This window comes from Mesorhizobium dulcispinae, from assembly GCF_033977345.1.
GTDB classification, from domain to species: domain Bacteria; phylum Pseudomonadota; class Alphaproteobacteria; order Rhizobiales; family Rhizobiaceae; genus Mesorhizobium; species Mesorhizobium dulcispinae.
In genome coordinates this window covers 569,670-585,658 of the sequence record NZ_JAVIIY010000003.1, presented here as the reverse complement: position 1 = coordinate 585,658, position 15,989 = coordinate 569,670, and the positions used below count along the sequence as shown (strand labels likewise).

The window sequence follows — 15,989 nt, the reverse complement described above, 5'->3', positions numbered from 1 at the left end:
AGGGAAGAAGGATGACCGCCTTGCCACGTCCTGAAATCGTTTCGGAGAGTTTCGGCGATCCGTGCGACCCGGCGATCCTTCTGATCATGGGCGCCATGGCCTCGATGCTGTGGTGGCCGGAAGCCTTCTGCCGGCAGCTTGCCCGGCGCGGCCGCTTCGTCATCCGCTACGACAATCGCGATACTGGTCTCTCGACCAAATACACGCCGGGCGAGCCGCCCTATGTGTTCGAGGACATGGTCGACGATGCCATTCGCGTGCTCGATGACCACAATACCCGCAAGGCGCAGGTCGTCGGCATGTCCATGGGCGGCATGATCGCGCAGATCGTGGCGCTGAAATATCCGGAGCGCGTCAGCGCGCTCACCGTGATCTCCAGCTCGCCGCTCGGCGTCGACACGTCCGGATTGCCCGGCGCGAGCCAGGCCTACCGAGAGCATTCCGCGAAAGGCGCCGATGTCGACTGGTCGAACCGGGGACAGGTGCTCGACTTCATGGTCAAGGACGCCCGCGCGATTGCCAGCACCCTGCACCCGTTCGACAGCGAACGGACGCGCGCGATGATCGAGGAGGACTACGACCGTTCCGGCGGCCTCGCCTTCGCGACCAACCATTTCCTGCTCAAGGGTGGCGGGCCGGAGCGGCGGATAAAGGATTTGACCGTGCCGCTGCTCGTTATCCATGGCACCGCGGATCCGCTCTTCCCGATCGAGCATGGCGAGGCGCTTGCCGACGCCGTTCCCGGCGCCGGGCTGGTGCGGATCGACGGCGGCGGCCACGAGCTGCACCGCAACAACTGGCCGCAAATCGTCGAAGCCATCGCGACGCATCCTTAGCCGAGCGGAAGGCGCCAGGCTTGACTCAAGCGGTCCGGGAAAATAGTTAAGTGGTCACTTCACCATTCGACAACAAGAAAGCGAAGCATGTCATTGACGCTACATTTCCATCCGCTCGCATCCTTCTGCTGGAAGCCGCTGATCGCGTTCTACGAGAACGACACGCCGTTCACGCCGGTGATCGTCGATCTCGGCGATGCGCAATCGCGCGCGGCCTTCCTGAAGGTTTCGCCGACGGGCAAGATGCCGGCTCTGCGCGACGATGCGCGCGACCGCACCGTGCTGGAATCGACCATCGTCATCGAATATCTCGCCGCTTATTATCCCGGGCCGGTCGAGCTCATTCCCGCGGACATCGATCTGGCCATCAAGGTCCGCCAGGCCGACCGCTTCTACGACTTCTACGTGCAGCAGCCGATGCAGAAGATCGTCGGCGACCGGCTGCGGCCAAAAGACAAGACCGATCCGTTCGGGGTCGAGCAGGCGCGCGAACAGCTGCGCAATTCCTACGCCATCATCGAAAAGGAGATGCAGGGAAAAACCTGGGCGGTCGGCGAGACCTTCAGCATGGCCGATGGCGCGGCCTCGCCGGCGCTGTTCTACGCCAACAAGGTCGAGCCGTTCGGCGACAAGTTTCCGGCCGTGAAGCGCTATCACGACCGTTTGCTCGAACGGCCGAGCTTCGCCCGCGTGATCGAGGAAGCGCAGCCCTATTTCAAGCTCTTCCCCTATAACAACGGTTAGAGCGAGATGCTGCACGATCCCGCCCAGCTCGACCTGATGTTCCAGGCGCTCGCCGATCCGGCGCGGCGCCAGATGGTGGAACGGCTGTCGCGCGGGCCGGCCTCGGTCAGCCAACTGGCCGAACCGCTGGCGATGTCGCTGTCGGCCGTCGTCCAGCATCTCAACGTTCTCGAGGCGAGCGGCCTTGTGAGCAGCGAGAAGCTCGGCCGGGTGCGCACCTGCCGGATCGAGCCGAAGGCGCTCAGGGCTGCCGAGCACTGGATCAACGAGCGGCGGCTCGCCTGGGAGCGCCGGCTCGACCGGCTCGGCGATTTTCTCGCTGAAACCAAAGACGAAAGTTAAGTGTTTGTTTTCGCGATTCCGGAAGGAAAACCGCTACACACTTTTCCTGGAATTGCTCTGAGGAAAGCCGTCATGACCGAACGATCCGTCGTCCATTCCACCTTCGTCATCGAACGCGTCTATCCTGCGGCGCCCGAAAAGGTCTATTTCGCGCTCAGCGATCCGGCGGCCAAGAAGCGCTGGTTTTTCGACCCCGACAATCCGATGCCGAGCCGGCATGAAATGGACTTTCGCGTCGGCGGCAGGGAGGTGAATGCCGGCTGCCCGAGCGACGGGCAGATGCATTTCTTCAACGCGGTCTACCAGGACATCGTGCCGAACCAGCGCATCGTCTACAGCTATGAGCTGCTGTTCGGCGAAACCCGCGTCTCGGTGTCGCTCGCGACGATCGAGCTTATCGCGGAAGGCAAGGGCACGCGACTTGTCATGACCGAGCAAGGAGCCTTCTTCGACGGCCACGATACGCCCGACACGCGCGAGCACGGAACGGGCGAACTGCTCGACGCGCTCGGAGCGGCGCTGGCGACAGCGAGTTGAGGGCTTCAGTCGGCGGCGTCTATCGTCACCTGGCGCCATCAACGCTCCTGATCATTCTCCCGGCGACATTTCCCAGAACTGGTCGAGCCAGATGTTGAGCCTGAGGAAGCCGGCGGTGCTGACGGCATAGACGCGCTTGGTGCCTTCCGCCTTGGCTTTGACCAGGCCGGCATCGAGCAGGACCTTCAGATGCTGGGAGACGGCCGGGCGTGAAACGGGCAACCCGGCCGCCAATTCGTTGACCGTCTTCGGACCGCGCCGGAGCTCTTCCAAGAGATAGCGCCGGTTGGGATCGGCTATCGCCACGAAAGCGTCGGAAAACATCATGCCTTATTTGTGAGGCAAAGTTTTCCAAATCTCAACTATCGGTTTCAACCTTTGTTCGCGGGTCGAGCCGCGAGGCTTCCGGCGTGACGGCGCGGTCGGCCGGCTGCGTCTTGAAGGCATCGCGGTTTTCGATCGGAACCGGCGCGCGGGCGCGGATACGCAGCAGCGTGTAGCCGGCGAGGCTCAGATGGGCGAGCGCTGTGGCAAGGAAGAGCGCTTCGGGGCGCAGCCAGCCCATCAGGGCGGCGGCAAGCAGCGGCCCGATCATCGTGCCGAAGCCGTAGAGCAGAAGCAGGCCGCCGGAAACCTTGACGAAATCCTCTGCCCGCGCGTGGTCGTTGGCATGGGCGACGGCGATCGAATAGAGCGTGTAGGCGAAGGCGCCGTAGGCGGCGGTCAGTACGATGACGAAGACGCCCGAATGCGGCTCGATCAGGAAGATCAGCACCGCGACAAGCGCCGCGCCGAAGGCGGCGCCCGCCAGCACGAAGCGGCGGTCCGTCGTGTCGGAAAGCCGCCCCGCGGGGAGCTGCATGGCCGCGCCGGCGATGACCACCAGGCTCATCATCAGCGCGATCTCGGCGGTGGAGATGCCGATGCGGGCGCCATAGACGGCGCCGAGCGTGCCCCAGGCGCCATTGGCGATGCCAATCAGAAGGCAGGCCACCGCCGACACCGGCGAATTCGCATAGAGGCCTTTGACGTCGAGCTTGACGTCCTGCAGCGGCTTCGGGCTCGACTGCGTCGACACGGCGGTCGGAATGAGCGACAGGCAGAACAGGATGCCGGTGATCATGAACAGCGAGGCCGATTTCACGTCGCCGCCGGCGACGATCATCTGGCCGCCCATAATCGAGGCATAGGTGACCATCATATAGAGGCCGAAGACGGTGCCGCGGTTCTCGTTGGTGGCTTTCTCGTTCAGCCAGCTTTCGATGACCATGAAGGCGCCGGCCATGGTGAAGCCGGTGAAGGCGCGCAGCAGGATCCAGAAATATTCGCTGATGATGAGGCCGGTGAGCAGCGCGATGATCGCGCCGGAGGCGGCGAAGGCGCCGAACGCCCTGACATGGCCGGCGCGGCGTACCAGCCGCGGCGCGAAGAAGCAGCCGGTGACGAAGCCGCCGGCCCAGGCCGTGCCCATCAGGCCGAGCGAGGCGGTCGAGAACCCTTCAACCTGACCGCGCAGCGGCAAAAGCAGGCCATGCAGGCCCGACGCCGCCAGCAGGAATGCGGTGCCGCGCAGCAGCGAGAGGATCGGTCGATAGGTTGCGAACATGGGCTGATCCGGCTGGGAATTTCAGAGCGCAGCTCTGTTTCAGGGGGAAGGTCTGGCGGTCGCATTCAGGCTTTTCCGGGGCGAACGGACGCGCCGCCAGGACTATCCCCGACGAAACAGCGCCTCGGCGGCGGTCTTGGTGGCGCCCTTGGCGGCCCGCTCGGCTTCCAGCCTGGCGATCTCCTCGCGCAACAGGGCAATGCGCTCGGACAACTCGTCGACCGAAAGCAGCGCTAGATCCTGGCCGATCTCGTGCGAGCGCGGCTTCTTCCTGGGTTCGTCGTCGAAGATCGCCATCGTCGCTTCTCCCTTTTTGACCATTTGCCTGATTTGGCAATCAGCATACATAGGGCAAGGGCGCCGATGCAAACGGCCGGCAACGGCGGACCGGAACAAGGAGGCAGGACACCATGGCAGGCGGACAAAAGATTCCGGCAAAAATGACGGCCGTCGCGATTTCACAGCCCGGTGGCCCGAGGGTGCTGAAGCCGGAGACGCGCGACGTGCCCGCGCCCGGTCCCGGCGAGATCCTCATTCGCGTCCACGCAGCCGGCGTCAACCGGCCGGACGTGCAGCAGCGCAAGGGCGCCTATCCGCCGCCCCCTGGCGCTTCGGACCTACCGGGCCTCGAGGCGGCCGGCGAGGTCGCCGCGCTCGGCGACGAGATATCGCGCTGGCGCATCGGCGACCGGGTCTGCGCGCTGACGCCGGGCGGCGGCTACGCCGAATATGTCAAGGTCCATGCCGGCAGCGTGCTGCCGATCCCGGCCGGCTTCACCTATTCCGAGGCCGCCGCCGTGCCGGAGAACTATTTCACCGTCTGGCACAATGTGTTCGAGCGCGGCGGTCTGAAGAAAGGCGAGACGCTGCTCGTCCATGGCGGCTCGTCCGGCATCGGCACCACGGCCATACAACTGGCTTCGGCGTTCGGCGCCTATGTCATCACCACCGCCGGCAGCAAGGAGAAATGTGACGCCTGCCTGAAGCTTGGCGCCGACCGGGCGATCAATTACCGCGAGCAGGACTTCGTCGCCGAGGTCAAGGACGCGACCGGCGGCAAGGGCGCCGACGTCATCCTCGACATGGTCGGCGGCGACTATGTGGCGCGCAACTACGATGCCGCGGCGATCGAAGGGCGCATCGTCCAGATCGCCGTTCAGGCCGGTGCTGTCGCAAGCGCCAATTTCGCAACGCTCATGGTCAAGCGCCTTGTCCATACCGGCTCGACGCTCAGGCCGCGCACCGTTGAATTCAAGGCGGGCATCGCCGCCGCGCTTGAAGCTCAGGTCTGGCCATTGCTCGGCACCCGCAAGGTCGCTCCGGTCATGGACATGATCTTTCCGCTGACCGAAGCCTGGCGGGCGCATGAGCGGATGGAAGAGGGCGAGCATATCGGCAAGATCGTGCTCGATGTCGGCTAGGATGCGCCGACAGTCAGGTGAGGCCGGCCCGATCTGAATCTCGACAGACCCCCTGCGCGCCCTCGTTTGCGACAGGTTCAACAATGCTTAATGTTGCATTGCACAAATGCATTGCCGCCATGCAAAAGCGTCCGTTCAATTCGTGGGCAAGGGTGCCTATTTACGCGGCATCGAACAATTGACCCCACGAATGGAGGACTGACATGAACCCGATCCGCGCTTTCCGCAACTGGCGCCTGTACAACGAGACCGTGCGTGAGCTGAACCGCCTCAACGCCCGTCAGCTGAACGACCTCGGCATCAACCGCGCCGACATCGAGAAGATCGCCCGCCAGGCTCTTTGATTTCAAGCGACCCGGGCCGTAAGGCCGGGCTCTCGCCTGGAAGCCAGAGCCGTCGCAGACGCTTGCTCGTCTCCGGTTCCGAACCCGCTGGACCACGTCCAGCGGGTTTTGTCTTTTGGAGCCTACAGCGCGTCGCTCGAAGCGAATTCGAACGACGCGCGGTAGGTTTTTTGTTTTATGCATGTCGTTCTCCCAAAACCGCTGCACACTTTTGGGCGACATGCATTGGGCCGCTCCTTCCCAAAAACATTGCGAAATCGTGACGGAGCGTTTATACAGGCCGCGAATTTCCCATTTTGGTGGCTCTAAAACCACCGCCCGCGCGGGAACGCGGGCGAACGAGAAGGATTTTTGATATGGCCAATACGTTGCTGATGCCCAAGGCGACCGCCGTCTGGCTGGTCGACAACACCGCGCTCTCCTTCGAGCAGATCGCGCAGTTCTGCGGCCTGCATCCGCTGGAGGTCAAGGCGATCGCGGACGGCGAGTCGGCGCAGGGCATCAAGGGCATGGACCCGATCATGACCGGCCAGCTCACCCGCGACGAGATCGCGCGCGGCGAGAAGGACCCGAACCATCGGCTGAAACTGTCCGATCCCAAGGTGCGGGTGCCGGAATCGAAGCGCAAGGGTCCGCGCTACACGCCGCTGTCGAAGCGGCAGGACCGGCCGAACGCCATTCTCTGGCTGGTGCGCAACCATCCCGAGCTCAAGGATGCCCAGATTGCCCGTCTCGTGGGCACCACCAAGTCGACGATCGAGCAGATCCGCGAGCGCAAGCACTGGAACTCGGCCAATCTGCAGCCGATGGATCCGGTGACTCTGGGCCTGACCTCGCAGATCGACCTCGACCTGGAAGTCAACCGCGCCTCGCGCGGCCGCGAACAGGCGCAGCCGGTCGCCGGTGACACGCTGCTGCCGGCGGCGCTGACCGAGAGGCTGACGCCGGCGCCGGAGAAGCCGAAAGACGAGGATCAGGAACTCGACGCCAACGCCGTCTTCGCCAAGCTTTCGGCGTTGAAGTCGAAGGACAAGCCCGAGGACGAAGAATAAGCAGTTCGACATTCGATAAAAAAGCCCGCCTCGAGCGGGCTTTTTTATCGGACAGTCGCTTGGGAGGACTTACGTCCGGGCCGCGCGGTCGGGCGCCATGCCATAGTCTTCGCTGCGCTCCACGGCGCGATAGAAGTCGGCGAGCTGCTTGCCGCGCTCCGGCTTGTAGATCCGGCCGGCAATCACCACCGAGGCGATGCGGTCGATGCGGAAGGCGCGGAAATCGTCGCGCATCTCGCACCATGCGACCAGGGTCCACACCTTGCCCCAGAACCACAGGCCCAAAGGCCGGATGTCGCGCGCCGTGCCGCGGCCGGCCTCGTCCGAATAGTCGATGGTCAGCACCTGGCGCTTCTCGATGGCGCGCTCGATGAGGTCGATCGCTTCGCGCGCGGCATCGCTCACCACCCACATCGGCGTGTGGATCTCGGTGCGGGCGATGCGGTCCTTTTCGGTGTCGGGCAGCACGGCGCCGATCTTGACCAGCGCCTCGTCGGCGGCCCTTGCCATGGCGGCGCCGCCGAAGGCGCGCACCATGCGGGCACCGGCAACCAGCGCCACGATCTCGTCACGCGTGAACATCAGCGGCGGAAGGTCGAAACCCTCCCTCATCATGTAGCCGACACCCGCCTCGCCGTCGATCGGCACGCCGGTCGACTGCAAGTCGGCTATGTCGCGATAGATGGTCCGCTCGGAAACCTCGAGCCACGTGCCGAGTTTCTGCGCCGTGACCAATCGGCCGCCACGCAGATGCTGGACGATCTGAAAAAGCCTGTCGGCGCGGCGCATCGCTTGACCCCTTGGTTTCGGTTCTATGCATGCCGCGGTCCCAAAACCGGTTCCCGCAGGTTCGAGGCTGCTTTAATAACGCAGGCCTCCTGACAACATACTGTCAGGAGGCTGCAGCCATTCCACCATGCGGCAACGGCGCCTTTCCTGGAACCCAGCGTTTCAACCGACATTACATCTGGGCGCGGCACGGGCGCTATCCAAGTTGTGCGCCGAAAAATTTCAGTTCTCACGCACGCGGCCGTTATAAAGGTCCGGCCAGCCGATGTCCTTGCGGATGTCCGCCGGCAAAGTGTTCAGGAAACGCTGCGTGCGGATCTCGTTCCGCACGGTGCGGATCTTGCCGACGTAGTTCTGCATGCTGCGCAGGATGGTAAAACCGTTCATGACCAGGCTCCTCTTTTTTGATGAGAGGAGTATCTCACACCCCTGCTGACACCAGTCTGTCAGGAGCCTGGCAGGCAGCCGGAGCCGGTGCCAGAAAGATTGGCGCGGCCCTGGGCAACCGGTTGTTTGTCAGGAGCGATGCGGCCGTCCGAAGCGCCAAGAACCGCTTTGACAGCCGCCGGCGATGCTGGTCAAAGGCGGCATGACGAAACTTCTCGCCCTTGTCATCATCGGCATCATGCTGATCCAGATCATCAAGCCGCTCGGCTGGCCGGGGCTGAAGCGCCGCAGCGATTTCTGGAAGCTGGCGCTGCTTGCCATGGCCGCGATCTCGGCGGCTGCCGTCCTCGGCCATTGGGCCTGAGGCACGTCGATACTCCGGCTCGCCTTGGCCTGAATCTCAACGTGCCTCAACCGGATTACCCAGCACAAAATCCACCATGTGCTCCGCCCAGGCGTGATAGCCCGCTTCGGAGGCATGGAAGCCGTCTGAAGCAAAACCGGCCTCGGGATTGGTGATCGGCAGGCGCGCGGCGGGAACGGCGCCACGCTCGTTGCAGAGGCGCACGCCCATCCGGTTCATCTCGGTGGCGCGGATTTCGAGGATATTGCCGAGCAGTGGCGGCATCGCCGGCGCGCGGGTGAATTCTAGCACCGGCGACCAGACAACGCGCGCTTCCGGCCATTTGGCGCGCAGCGCATAGAGCAGGCCGCCGAACTCCTTCTTGAAGCGCGGCACCGAATGAAAATTCTTGGTGTCGTTGGTGCCGATGGCAAGCACGATATGCGTCCACGGGTCTGCCGACAGATTGGGCAGGACATAGTCGCGGATTTGACCGGATGTTGCCGAGTTGAAGCCGGCGGCGCGCCAGCGCACGGTACGGCCAGTGCGCTCCGCAATCAGGCCGGCCAACTGCGCGGCGAGCCCGTGTTCGGACTTCTCGATGCCGACGGAGGCGGCGGAAGAGTCTCCCAGAACCAGCAACGCAACGGCCGGCGTCTTGCCGGCAATCTCATGCAGGACCGGGCCTTGTGCCGGCAGCATGCGCGTGGTGCGGCGGCGCACGCCAAGGCCCTGCCAGACATAGACCGGGAAAGCGAGCCAGGTGAGGAGGGCGAGCAGGCGCTGCATGACAAATCCGTTGGATAGCGGGAAGCCTTAGCGCATGTTTCGGCCGAGGTGAACGAGGCCGGTCACTCGCAGCAGTCCGGCCGGTCCTTGCCCTTGGCCTGGTATTCGTCGTGCAGGCGCACCCAGTCCATCAGGCCGTGATAAGGCCCGGTCTCGTTGCGGCCCTTCGGCGTCATGTCGAGATAGTGATAGGCGCCGATCAGCGCGTCGCCGCCGCGGGCACGCGACATGAAGGTGAGGAAGATGTCGCCGTTCTCGTCGCGATAGAAGACGCTGGTGCCGGGCAGGTCCTTCGATCGCAGCGGGCGTTTCTCGAAATTGTAGACGGTGTCGCCGGCCGCGATCTGCCTTTCGGTGAAGGAGACCTGGAGGTCGAAGTTGAAGTCCGACGCGTAGGACGACATCCAGTCGAATTTCCAGCCCATGCGCTGCTTGTAGGGCAGGAGTTCGGCAAGCGGCGCCCGCGAGATGACGACCAGCGACACGTCATGATGCTTCAAATGCTGGTTGGCGGCATCGATGTGGTCGGCCAGGAAGGAGCAGCCTTCGCAGCGATGGTCGGAGCCCGGCGTCATCATGAAATGGTAGACGATGAGCTGGCTTTTGCCGGCGAACAGTTCGGCAAGGCGCTTCGGTCCCTGCTCGCTTTCGAAGATGTAATCCTTGCGCAGCTTGAGCCAGGGCAGTTGCCGCCGCTCAGCGGCGACGCAGTCACGAAACCGCGTCAGCTCCTTCTCGCGCTCGAGGTGCCTTCTGTGCGCCTCGAACCAGTCCTCCCGCGAAACAACGGCATTGCGATGCATGACTATCTCCTGTCCTCTCCTGCCAAGGACGTTCGACATCGGCGCGATCCGACATAAAGCGCGTCGCGCTGAAATCGATTCAGGCGACGCGCTTTAAGTCCTTGTTTTATGCATGTCGTTTTCCCAAAACCGATCACACTTTTGGGCGACATGCATCTGCCGGTGCTGTCGCGATGCATCAGGTAGGGATGCGGCCGGCAAAAAACAAAAACCCGGGAAAAGGGCCCGGGTTTTCGGTGGTTTTGAGGAAGCCAGCTATCAGGCGGCTTTTTCCAGCGCCGGCTGCCATTTGCCGAGCGCCGCCAGGTGGTTCATGTGGGCGCGGTGGATGAAGGCAGCCTGGCCGGCGGCGACGTTCGACGCCTTGCCGCTCCAGGCCTTCTGCGCAGCCGCCTGCAGGGCGCGGCCGTAGGAGAAGGAGAGCTTCCACGGATGCGGGCCGATGGCGTTGATGGCATTGAGGTTGGCTGTCGCTTCCTCGTCGTCCTGGCCACCGGAGAGGAAGGCAATCCCAGGTACCGCCACCGGCACGGTTTCGCGGAACAGCTTGATCGTCTTCTCGGCGACCGCTTCCGGGTTGTCCTTCTTGCCCGATTTCTTGCCGGAGATGACCATGTTCGGCTTCAGGATGGTGCCTTCCAGCACGACGCGTGCCGCGTAGAGCTCGCCGTAGAGCTTCAGCAAGGTCGCCTTGCTCACTTCATAGCAGGTGTCGATCGAGTGGGCGCCGTCCATCAGCACTTCCGGCTCGACGATCGGCACGATGCCGGCCTCCTGGCAAAGCGCGGCGTAACGTGCCAGCGCATGCGCATTGGAGCCGATCGAGGTGGCCGACGGCACGCCCTTGGCGGTGTCGATGTCGATCACCGCGCGCCATTTGGCGAAACGGGCGCCGAGCTTGTAATAGTCCGCAAGCCGCTCGCGCAGGCCGTCGAGGCCTTCGGTGATGGTGTCGCCGGGAAAACCGGCGAGAGGCTTGGCGCCGAGATCGACCTTGATGCCGGGAATGGCGCCGGAAGCCTTGATGATGTCGACCAGCGGCGTGCCGTCGGCCGCCTTCTGGCGGATGGTCTCGTCATAGAGGATGACGCCGGAGATGTACTTGGTCATCGCCTCCTTGGCGCGGAACATCATCTCGCGATAGTCGCGCCGGCTGTCGGCGGTCGATTCGACGCCGATGACGTCGAAACGCTTCTTGATGGTACCGGAGCTCTCATCGGCGGCCAAAAGGCCCTTGCCATCGGCCACGATCGCGGCGGCTATGTCTTCGAGACGTTCGCTCATGGTGCTCTCCTTGACGGTTGTATTCCGCGCCTAGCAGAACACTACCGCCAAAGGAATGACACCGGAAAGCTCGAATCGATTGAAACTTTCCGAGACCTGGACCCGCTCGCGTATTGTCGATCGACTCAGCGCTTGAGCACCTCGACGCCCGGCAGCGGCTTGCCTTCCATCCATTCCAGGAAGGCGCCGCCAGCGGTCGAGACATAGGTGAAGTCGTCGGCGACGCCGGCATGGTTGAGGGCAGCCACCGTGTCGCCGCCGCCGGCGACCGACACCAGCTTGCCCTCCTTGGTGCGGGCCGCCGCGTGTTTCGCCGCCGCCACCGTGGCGTGGTCGAAGGGCTCGATCTCGAAGGCGCCGAGCGGGCCGTTCCAGACAAGCGTCGCGGCACGGTCGATCCAGTCGGTGACGCTCTTCACGGTCTTTGCGCCGACATCGAGGATCATGCCATCGGCCGGCACGGCCTCGATGGCGACGGTTTCGCTCGCGGCGCCCGCCTTGAATTCCATCGCCACGACGCCGTCGGCGGGCAGGATAATGGCGCAGCCGGCCTCCGCCGCCTCGATCATGATCTGCTTGGCGGTGGAGGCCAGGTCATGTTCGCAGAGCGACTTGCCGACATCGGTGCCGCGCGCGGCGAGGAAGGTGTTGGCCATGCCGCCGCCGATGACCAGCGCGTCGACCTTCTTCACCAGGTTCATCAGGAGATCGATCTTGGTCGAGACCTTGGCGCCGCCGACGATGGCCACCACCGGGCGAACGGGGTTGCCCAGACCCTTTTCCAGGGCGTCGAGCTCGGCCTGCATGGTGCGGCCGGCAAAAGCGGGCAACCGATGCGCCACGCCTTCGGTCGACGCATGCGCGCGGTGCGCGGCGGAAAAGGCGTCGTTGACATAGATGTCGCCATTGGCGGCGAGCTTTTCGGTGAAGGCCGGCTCGTTCTTCTCCTCGGCCTTGTGGAAGCGGGTGTTCTCCAAAAGCAGGACGTCGCCATCCTTCATGGCGGCAACCGCGTCGGCTGCCTTGTCGCCGATGCAGTCGGAAGCAAAGCCGACCGGGCGGCCGAGCACTTCCGCAGTGGCGCGGGCGATCGGCTCCAGCGAGAATTCGGCCGACGGACCGTCCTTGGGACGGCCGAAATGCGCGAGCAGGATCACCTTGGCGCCCTTGCCGGAGAGCTCGGAAATGGTCGGCGCGATGCGCTCGATGCGCGTGGCGTCGGTCACCTTGCCGTCGGCGACGGGCACGTTGAGGTCGACGCGCACCAGGACGCGCTTGCCGCTGACGGCGCCGATATCGTCGAGTGTCTTGAAGCCGGCCATGGTCGTTCCTTCTTAGCGAAAAACGCGGCGACCTTACCCGGCACCGGGGACGATGCAAGGGCTGCGTTAGGGCACGCGCGCAAAAATGATGTCGCCGTGTGACATCAGCTTTCGGTCGTGGCTTTTTGCGCCTCAGGCTCCGGTGCGGGGGCGTCCCGCGCTTCACCTGTGGTGGTAGGTGGCTCCGCTGGCTTGCGCCAGTTGCGGACGAAGGCGGCGACGCGGTCGGCGATCTCGCCGGCGCTGAGGAAAACCGGCACGCGCGCCACCGGCGCGGTCGGTTCGAAGGACAGGCCAAGCCCTGTGATCCTGCCTTTCTCGTCGACATCGCGCACGATCAGCTCGATCGGGCCGATCATCACGCGGTCGGCATATTCGGCGTGGCCGCCGAGCCGCTCGGTGACGAGTGCTGCGACGGTGAGCTTCTGTTCGGCCTCGATAAGGCCGGGCGCGTAGGCGGCTTCCAGCTCGGCAGCGGAGCGGGCCGGATCGACGGCGAAGGCGCCGAAGAAATCGGCGTCCTCGGGGTCGACCACGGCGCGGCTGGCGAAGAGCTTGTCGAGCAGGCGCGGATAGCGGTCCGGCACGAAGATGTAGACCTGATCGCCGGCGGTCAGCCTGCCCATGTCCTGGAAGCGCATGGAGCGGCCGTCACGCAGCACCAGCGAGGGCCTCGCCCAGCGTGGAATGCGCTCGCCGCGCGCCACTGGGCTGCCGGGCGCGACGCGGTAGGCGAGGAGCTCGTGATGCGCCGAGCCCGGCAGCTCGAGCTCGACCTTGTCGAGCGGCCCGAGCCGCGCCGGCACGATGAGACCGAGGCGACGCGCCAGCGGACCGACGGTCCAGCCCTGCACCACCAGCGACACAAGCACGATGATGAAGGCGACGTTGAAGATCAGCCGCCCGTGTTCGAGCCCGCCGAGCAGAGGCGTGATGGCAAGCAGGATCGACACGGCGCCGCGCAGGCCGACCCAGGAGACGAAAGCTACCTCGGGACGCGGCAGGCGGAACGGGATCAGGCAGAGCCAGACGGCGATCGGCCGCGCCACGAAGATCAGGAACAGGCCGAGCAGTATTGCCGGCACCAGGATCGCCGGGAATTGCGAGGGCGTGGCGAACAGGCCGAGGATCAGGAACATGATGATCTGCGCCAGCCACGACATGCCGTCCTGGAAGCGTTTCAGGATGGTGACGGCGCGGATGTCGGAATTGCCGGCGACGAGGCCGGCGAGATAGACGGCGAGGAAGCCGGAGCCGCCGACGGCGCCGGCTGCGGCGAACACCATCAGCGATAGCGTCAGCACGAAGATCGGCAGCAGGCCGTGGTCGAGGTTCAGCCGCTCGACGAGGCGCACGATGGCAAGGCCGCCGAGCACGCCGATGACGGCGCCGAGCCCCATGTTGATGAGGAAGCCGAGCAGGAGATTGGTGGCGAGCACATTGGCTTCCGGATTGGCATGCGCGGCGATGATCTCGACCAAAGTGATGGTGAGGAAAATGGCGATCGGGTCGTTGGTGCCGGATTCGACCTCTAGCGTCGAACGCACGCGCTCGCGCAAATGGATCTCGCCGGCGCGGAGCAGGAAGAACACCGCGGCCGCGTCGGTCGAGGCGACGGCTGCGCCGAGCAGCGAGGATTCCAGCCAGCTGAGGTTGAGGAGATAGAAGGCGGCGGCGCCGAAAATGCCGGTGGTGAGGATGACGCCGATGGTGGCCAGCGACAGCGCCGGTCCGGCGGCCTGACGCAAGGCGTTGAGCGGCGTGCCGAAGCCGGAATCGAACAGGATGATGGCCAAAGCCAGTGAGCCGGCAAAATAAGCCAGGCGCGCATTGTCGAACTCGATGCCGAGGCCGTCGACACCGGTGGCTAGCCCGATGCAGAGGAAGAGGAGCAGCAAGGGAGCGCCGAAGCGGAAGGCGATCAGGCTCGAAAACGCGGCGGCAACGACAAGCGCGGTGCCGACCAGCGTCACAAGATAGATCGCATGCTCCATCCGGAATTGCCCCTCAAATCCCACGCATGTCCCCGAAAATCGGTTCGATTTTCGGAAAGGATCATGCGAAAAATCAAAGTGTTACAGCGTCCTTTGCGCGTCCGAATGGACGCGCGGCGCTGTAATCCTCCCGCTTTACGGCAGAGTGGGGCGAAGACATGACCAGTGCAAGGCGGCAGCGTGGTTTTTGGCCAGTCGGCCAATAAAAAACGCCCGGCCGAAGCCGGGCGTCTCAATCTGCAAATCGAAGCCTGCGATCAGGCGATGGTCTTGCCGAAGGCGACGGCAGTGTCGCCCATACGATTCGAGAAGCCCCACTCGTTGTCGTACCAGGAGAGCACCGATACGAAGTTGCCGTCCATGACCTTGGTCTGGTCGAGCGCCGCGATCGAGGAATGCGGATCGTGGTTGAAGTCGATCGAAACGTTCGGATGATGGGTGACCGAAAGGATGTCCTTCAGCTTGCCCTTGGAGGCGGCGACCAGCGCTTCGTTGATCTCCTGCGCGGTGGTCGAGCGCTTGGCGATGAACTTGAAGTCGACGACCGAGACGTTCGGGGTCGGCACGCGGATCGAGATGCCGTCGAGCTTGCCCTTGAGGTCGGGCAGCACGAGGCCGATCGCCTTGGCGGCACCGGTCGAGGTCGGGATCTGCGACAGGGCAGCCGCGCGGGCGCGGTAGAGGTCCTTGTGCATGGTGTCCAGCGTCGGCTGGTCACCGGTGTAGGAGTGGATCGTCGTCATCATGCCCTTCTCGATGCCGACGGTCTCGTGCAGCACGGCGGCAAGCGGCGCCAGGCAGTTGGTGGTGCAGGACGCGTTGGAGATGACGACGTGGTCCTTGGTCAGCTTGTCGTGATTGATGCCGTAGACGACGGTGAGATCGGCGCCGTCGGACGGGGCCGAGACGATGACGCGCTTGGCGCCGGCGGCCAGATGCGCGGCGGCCTTGTCGCGGGCGGTGAAGATGCCGGTACATTCGAGCGCGATGTCGATGCCGAGCTCCTTCCAGGGCAACTGGGTCGGATCCTTGATGGCGGTGACCTTGAACTTCTCCTTGCCGACGGAGATCTGGTCGCCGTCGACCGTCACCTCATGCGGGAAGCGGCCGTGCACGCTGTCATAGCGGAGCAGGTGCGCGTTGGTCTCGACCGGGCCGAGGTCGTTGACGGCAACGACGTCGATATCCTTGCGGCCGGATTCATGGATCGCGCGCAGGATGTTGCGGCCGATGCGGCCAAATCCGTTGATGGCAACTCTGACGGTCATGTTTCTCTCCCTAGGGGCTGGAAGGCGGGTGGGTCCGCAGCTTCATAACGGCGGGCGGGCAAAGAATCCAGCCGCAGAAGCCCAAATTTAAATCGATTAGGTTGGTCCAGTCCGGCAAAACCACCTGA

19 protein-coding genes are annotated in these 15,989 nt (G+C 64.2%); 8 read left to right on the top strand and 11 right to left on the bottom strand.

Going from position 1 to position 15,989, the window contains the following annotated elements; genetic code table 11:
- The first annotated feature begins 11 nt into the window (after positions 1–11).
- The 4 genes from RFN30_RS10785 to RFN30_RS10770 all read left to right on the top strand — a co-directional run bounded on the left by RFN30_RS10785 (position 12) and on the right by RFN30_RS10770 (position 2,459).
- Positions 12–836 carry an alpha/beta fold hydrolase gene (locus RFN30_RS10785; protein WP_320262050.1) on the top strand — a complete coding sequence of 275 codons (825 nt, stop codon included), beginning with the start codon at positions 12–14 and terminating at the stop codon, positions 834–836.
- Positions 837–923: 87 nt separating this feature from the next.
- The gene (locus RFN30_RS10780) at positions 924–1,580 is read left to right on the top strand and encodes a glutathione S-transferase family protein (RefSeq protein ID WP_320262049.1); all 657 of its coding nucleotides are present in this window, start codon (positions 924–926) and stop codon (positions 1,578–1,580) included.
- 6 nt (positions 1,581–1,586) lie between these two features.
- Positions 1,587–1,922 carry an ArsR/SmtB family transcription factor gene (locus tag RFN30_RS10775; protein ID WP_320262048.1) on the top strand — a complete coding sequence of 112 codons (336 nt, stop codon included), beginning with the start codon at positions 1,587–1,589 and terminating at the stop codon, positions 1,920–1,922.
- A gap of 72 nt (positions 1,923–1,994) precedes the next feature.
- Positions 1,995–2,459, top strand: coding sequence for an SRPBCC family protein (locus RFN30_RS10770; protein ID WP_320262047.1), 465 nt, complete (start codon positions 1,995–1,997; stop codon positions 2,457–2,459).
- A gap of 51 nt (positions 2,460–2,510) precedes the next feature.
- Here RFN30_RS10770 and RFN30_RS10765 read toward each other — a convergent pair whose 3' ends face one another.
- From RFN30_RS10765 to RFN30_RS10755, 3 genes are all read right to left on the bottom strand, one after another.
- Complete coding sequence (locus RFN30_RS10765) at positions 2,511–2,786, bottom strand: ArsR/SmtB family transcription factor (protein ID WP_320262046.1); 276 nt, start codon at positions 2,784–2,786, stop codon at positions 2,511–2,513.
- A gap of 31 nt (positions 2,787–2,817) precedes the next feature.
- Positions 2,818–4,065 carry an MFS transporter gene (locus tag RFN30_RS10760; protein ID WP_320262045.1) on the bottom strand — a complete coding sequence of 416 codons (1,248 nt, stop codon included), beginning with the start codon at positions 4,063–4,065 and terminating at the stop codon, positions 2,818–2,820.
- 102 nt (positions 4,066–4,167) lie between these two features.
- Positions 4,168–4,362: a DUF1192 domain-containing protein gene (locus tag RFN30_RS10755; protein ID WP_320262044.1), complete on the bottom strand. Its 195-nt coding sequence runs from the start codon at positions 4,360–4,362 to the stop codon at positions 4,168–4,170.
- A gap of 113 nt (positions 4,363–4,475) precedes the next feature.
- On the opposite strand from RFN30_RS10755, the gene RFN30_RS10750 reads away from it, so the two are divergent.
- From RFN30_RS10750 to RFN30_RS10740, 3 genes are all read left to right on the top strand, one after another.
- Positions 4,476–5,486 (top strand): NAD(P)H-quinone oxidoreductase, encoded by a 1,011-nt coding sequence (locus tag RFN30_RS10750; protein ID WP_320262043.1) that lies wholly within the window; start codon positions 4,476–4,478, stop codon positions 5,484–5,486.
- Between the two features lie 203 nt (positions 5,487–5,689).
- Positions 5,690–5,830, top strand: coding sequence for a DUF1127 domain-containing protein (locus RFN30_RS10745; RefSeq protein ID WP_082044546.1), 141 nt, complete (start codon positions 5,690–5,692; stop codon positions 5,828–5,830).
- 356 nt (positions 5,831–6,186) lie between these two features.
- Positions 6,187–6,882, top strand: coding sequence for a DUF1013 domain-containing protein (locus tag RFN30_RS10740; protein ID WP_320262042.1), 696 nt, complete (start codon positions 6,187–6,189; stop codon positions 6,880–6,882).
- A 69-nt stretch (positions 6,883–6,951) separates the two neighbouring features.
- Here the strand turns inward: RFN30_RS10740 and RFN30_RS10735 are convergent, their stop codons facing one another.
- Positions 6,952–7,671, bottom strand: a complete 720-nt coding sequence (locus tag RFN30_RS10735) for a helix-turn-helix transcriptional regulator (RefSeq protein WP_059189944.1) — start codon at positions 7,669–7,671, stop codon at positions 6,952–6,954.
- A gap of 222 nt (positions 7,672–7,893) precedes the next feature.
- Positions 7,894–8,058: a hypothetical protein gene (locus RFN30_RS10730; protein ID WP_128089014.1), complete on the bottom strand. Its 165-nt coding sequence runs from the start codon at positions 8,056–8,058 to the stop codon at positions 7,894–7,896.
- Positions 8,059–8,260: 202 nt separating this feature from the next.
- Between RFN30_RS10730 and RFN30_RS10725 the strand changes: the two genes are divergently transcribed.
- A complete protein-coding gene (locus RFN30_RS10725; RefSeq protein ID WP_320262041.1) occupies positions 8,261–8,422 on the top strand; it encodes a hypothetical protein in 162 nt (53 codons plus the stop codon).
- A 36-nt stretch (positions 8,423–8,458) separates the two neighbouring features.
- On the opposite strand, the gene RFN30_RS10720 is transcribed toward RFN30_RS10725, so the two are convergent.
- From RFN30_RS10720 to gap, 6 genes are all read right to left on the bottom strand, one after another.
- On the bottom strand, positions 8,459–9,190 hold the full coding sequence (locus RFN30_RS10720) for an SGNH/GDSL hydrolase family protein (RefSeq protein WP_320262040.1): 732 nt from the start codon (positions 9,188–9,190) through the stop codon (positions 8,459–8,461).
- Between the two features lie 62 nt (positions 9,191–9,252).
- A complete protein-coding gene (locus tag RFN30_RS10715; protein WP_320262039.1) occupies positions 9,253–9,993 on the bottom strand; it encodes a DUF899 domain-containing protein in 741 nt (246 codons plus the stop codon).
- A 258-nt stretch (positions 9,994–10,251) separates the two neighbouring features.
- Positions 10,252–11,277, bottom strand: a complete 1,026-nt coding sequence (locus RFN30_RS10710; RefSeq protein ID WP_320262038.1) for a class I fructose-bisphosphate aldolase — start codon at positions 11,275–11,277, stop codon at positions 10,252–10,254.
- A 125-nt stretch (positions 11,278–11,402) separates the two neighbouring features.
- Complete coding sequence (locus RFN30_RS10705) at positions 11,403–12,599, bottom strand: phosphoglycerate kinase (protein ID WP_320262037.1); 1,197 nt, start codon at positions 12,597–12,599, stop codon at positions 11,403–11,405.
- A gap of 104 nt (positions 12,600–12,703) precedes the next feature.
- On the bottom strand, positions 12,704–14,593 hold the full coding sequence (locus RFN30_RS10700; protein ID WP_320262036.1) for a potassium/proton antiporter: 1,890 nt from the start codon (positions 14,591–14,593) through the stop codon (positions 12,704–12,706).
- Between the two features lie 257 nt (positions 14,594–14,850).
- Positions 14,851–15,861 carry a type I glyceraldehyde-3-phosphate dehydrogenase gene (gene gap / locus RFN30_RS10695; RefSeq protein ID WP_320262035.1) on the bottom strand — a complete coding sequence of 337 codons (1,011 nt, stop codon included), beginning with the start codon at positions 15,859–15,861 and terminating at the stop codon, positions 14,851–14,853.
- Positions 15,862–15,989: the final 128 nt, after the last annotated feature.

What these genes read in the sequence shown, in the direction of transcription:
- RFN30_RS10785 (WP_320262050.1), top strand. Translation starts at nt 12, where the DNA reads ATGACCGCCTTGCCACGTCCTGAAATCGTTTCGGAGAGTTTCGGCGAT.
- RFN30_RS10780 (WP_320262049.1), top strand. Translation starts at nt 924, where the DNA reads ATGTCATTGACGCTACATTTCCATCCGCTCGCATCCTTCTGCTGGAAG.
- RFN30_RS10775 (WP_320262048.1), top strand. Translation starts at nt 1,587, where the DNA reads ATGCTGCACGATCCCGCCCAGCTCGACCTGATGTTCCAGGCGCTCGCC.
- RFN30_RS10770 (WP_320262047.1), top strand. Translation starts at nt 1,995, where the DNA reads ATGACCGAACGATCCGTCGTCCATTCCACCTTCGTCATCGAACGCGTC.
- RFN30_RS10765 (WP_320262046.1), bottom strand. Translation starts at nt 2,786, where the DNA reads ATGATGTTTTCCGACGCTTTCGTGGCGATAGCCGATCCCAACCGGCGC.
- RFN30_RS10760 (WP_320262045.1), bottom strand. Translation starts at nt 4,065, where the DNA reads ATGTTCGCAACCTATCGACCGATCCTCTCGCTGCTGCGCGGCACCGCA.
- RFN30_RS10755 (WP_320262044.1), bottom strand. Translation starts at nt 4,362, where the DNA reads ATGGCGATCTTCGACGACGAACCCAGGAAGAAGCCGCGCTCGCACGAG.
- RFN30_RS10750 (WP_320262043.1), top strand. Translation starts at nt 4,476, where the DNA reads ATGGCAGGCGGACAAAAGATTCCGGCAAAAATGACGGCCGTCGCGATT.
- RFN30_RS10745 (WP_082044546.1), top strand. Translation starts at nt 5,690, where the DNA reads ATGAACCCGATCCGCGCTTTCCGCAACTGGCGCCTGTACAACGAGACC.
- RFN30_RS10740 (WP_320262042.1), top strand. Translation starts at nt 6,187, where the DNA reads ATGGCCAATACGTTGCTGATGCCCAAGGCGACCGCCGTCTGGCTGGTC.
- RFN30_RS10735 (WP_059189944.1), bottom strand. Translation starts at nt 7,671, where the DNA reads ATGCGCCGCGCCGACAGGCTTTTTCAGATCGTCCAGCATCTGCGTGGC.
- RFN30_RS10730 (WP_128089014.1), bottom strand. Translation starts at nt 8,058, where the DNA reads ATGAACGGTTTTACCATCCTGCGCAGCATGCAGAACTACGTCGGCAAG.
- RFN30_RS10725 (WP_320262041.1), top strand. Translation starts at nt 8,261, where the DNA reads ATGACGAAACTTCTCGCCCTTGTCATCATCGGCATCATGCTGATCCAG.
- RFN30_RS10720 (WP_320262040.1), bottom strand. Translation starts at nt 9,190, where the DNA reads ATGCAGCGCCTGCTCGCCCTCCTCACCTGGCTCGCTTTCCCGGTCTAT.
- RFN30_RS10715 (WP_320262039.1), bottom strand. Translation starts at nt 9,993, where the DNA reads ATGCATCGCAATGCCGTTGTTTCGCGGGAGGACTGGTTCGAGGCGCAC.
- RFN30_RS10710 (WP_320262038.1), bottom strand. Translation starts at nt 11,277, where the DNA reads ATGAGCGAACGTCTCGAAGACATAGCCGCCGCGATCGTGGCCGATGGC.
- RFN30_RS10705 (WP_320262037.1), bottom strand. Translation starts at nt 12,599, where the DNA reads ATGGCCGGCTTCAAGACACTCGACGATATCGGCGCCGTCAGCGGCAAG.
- RFN30_RS10700 (WP_320262036.1), bottom strand. Translation starts at nt 14,593, where the DNA reads ATGGAGCATGCGATCTATCTTGTGACGCTGGTCGGCACCGCGCTTGTC.
- gap (WP_320262035.1), bottom strand. Translation starts at nt 15,861, where the DNA reads ATGACCGTCAGAGTTGCCATCAACGGATTTGGCCGCATCGGCCGCAAC.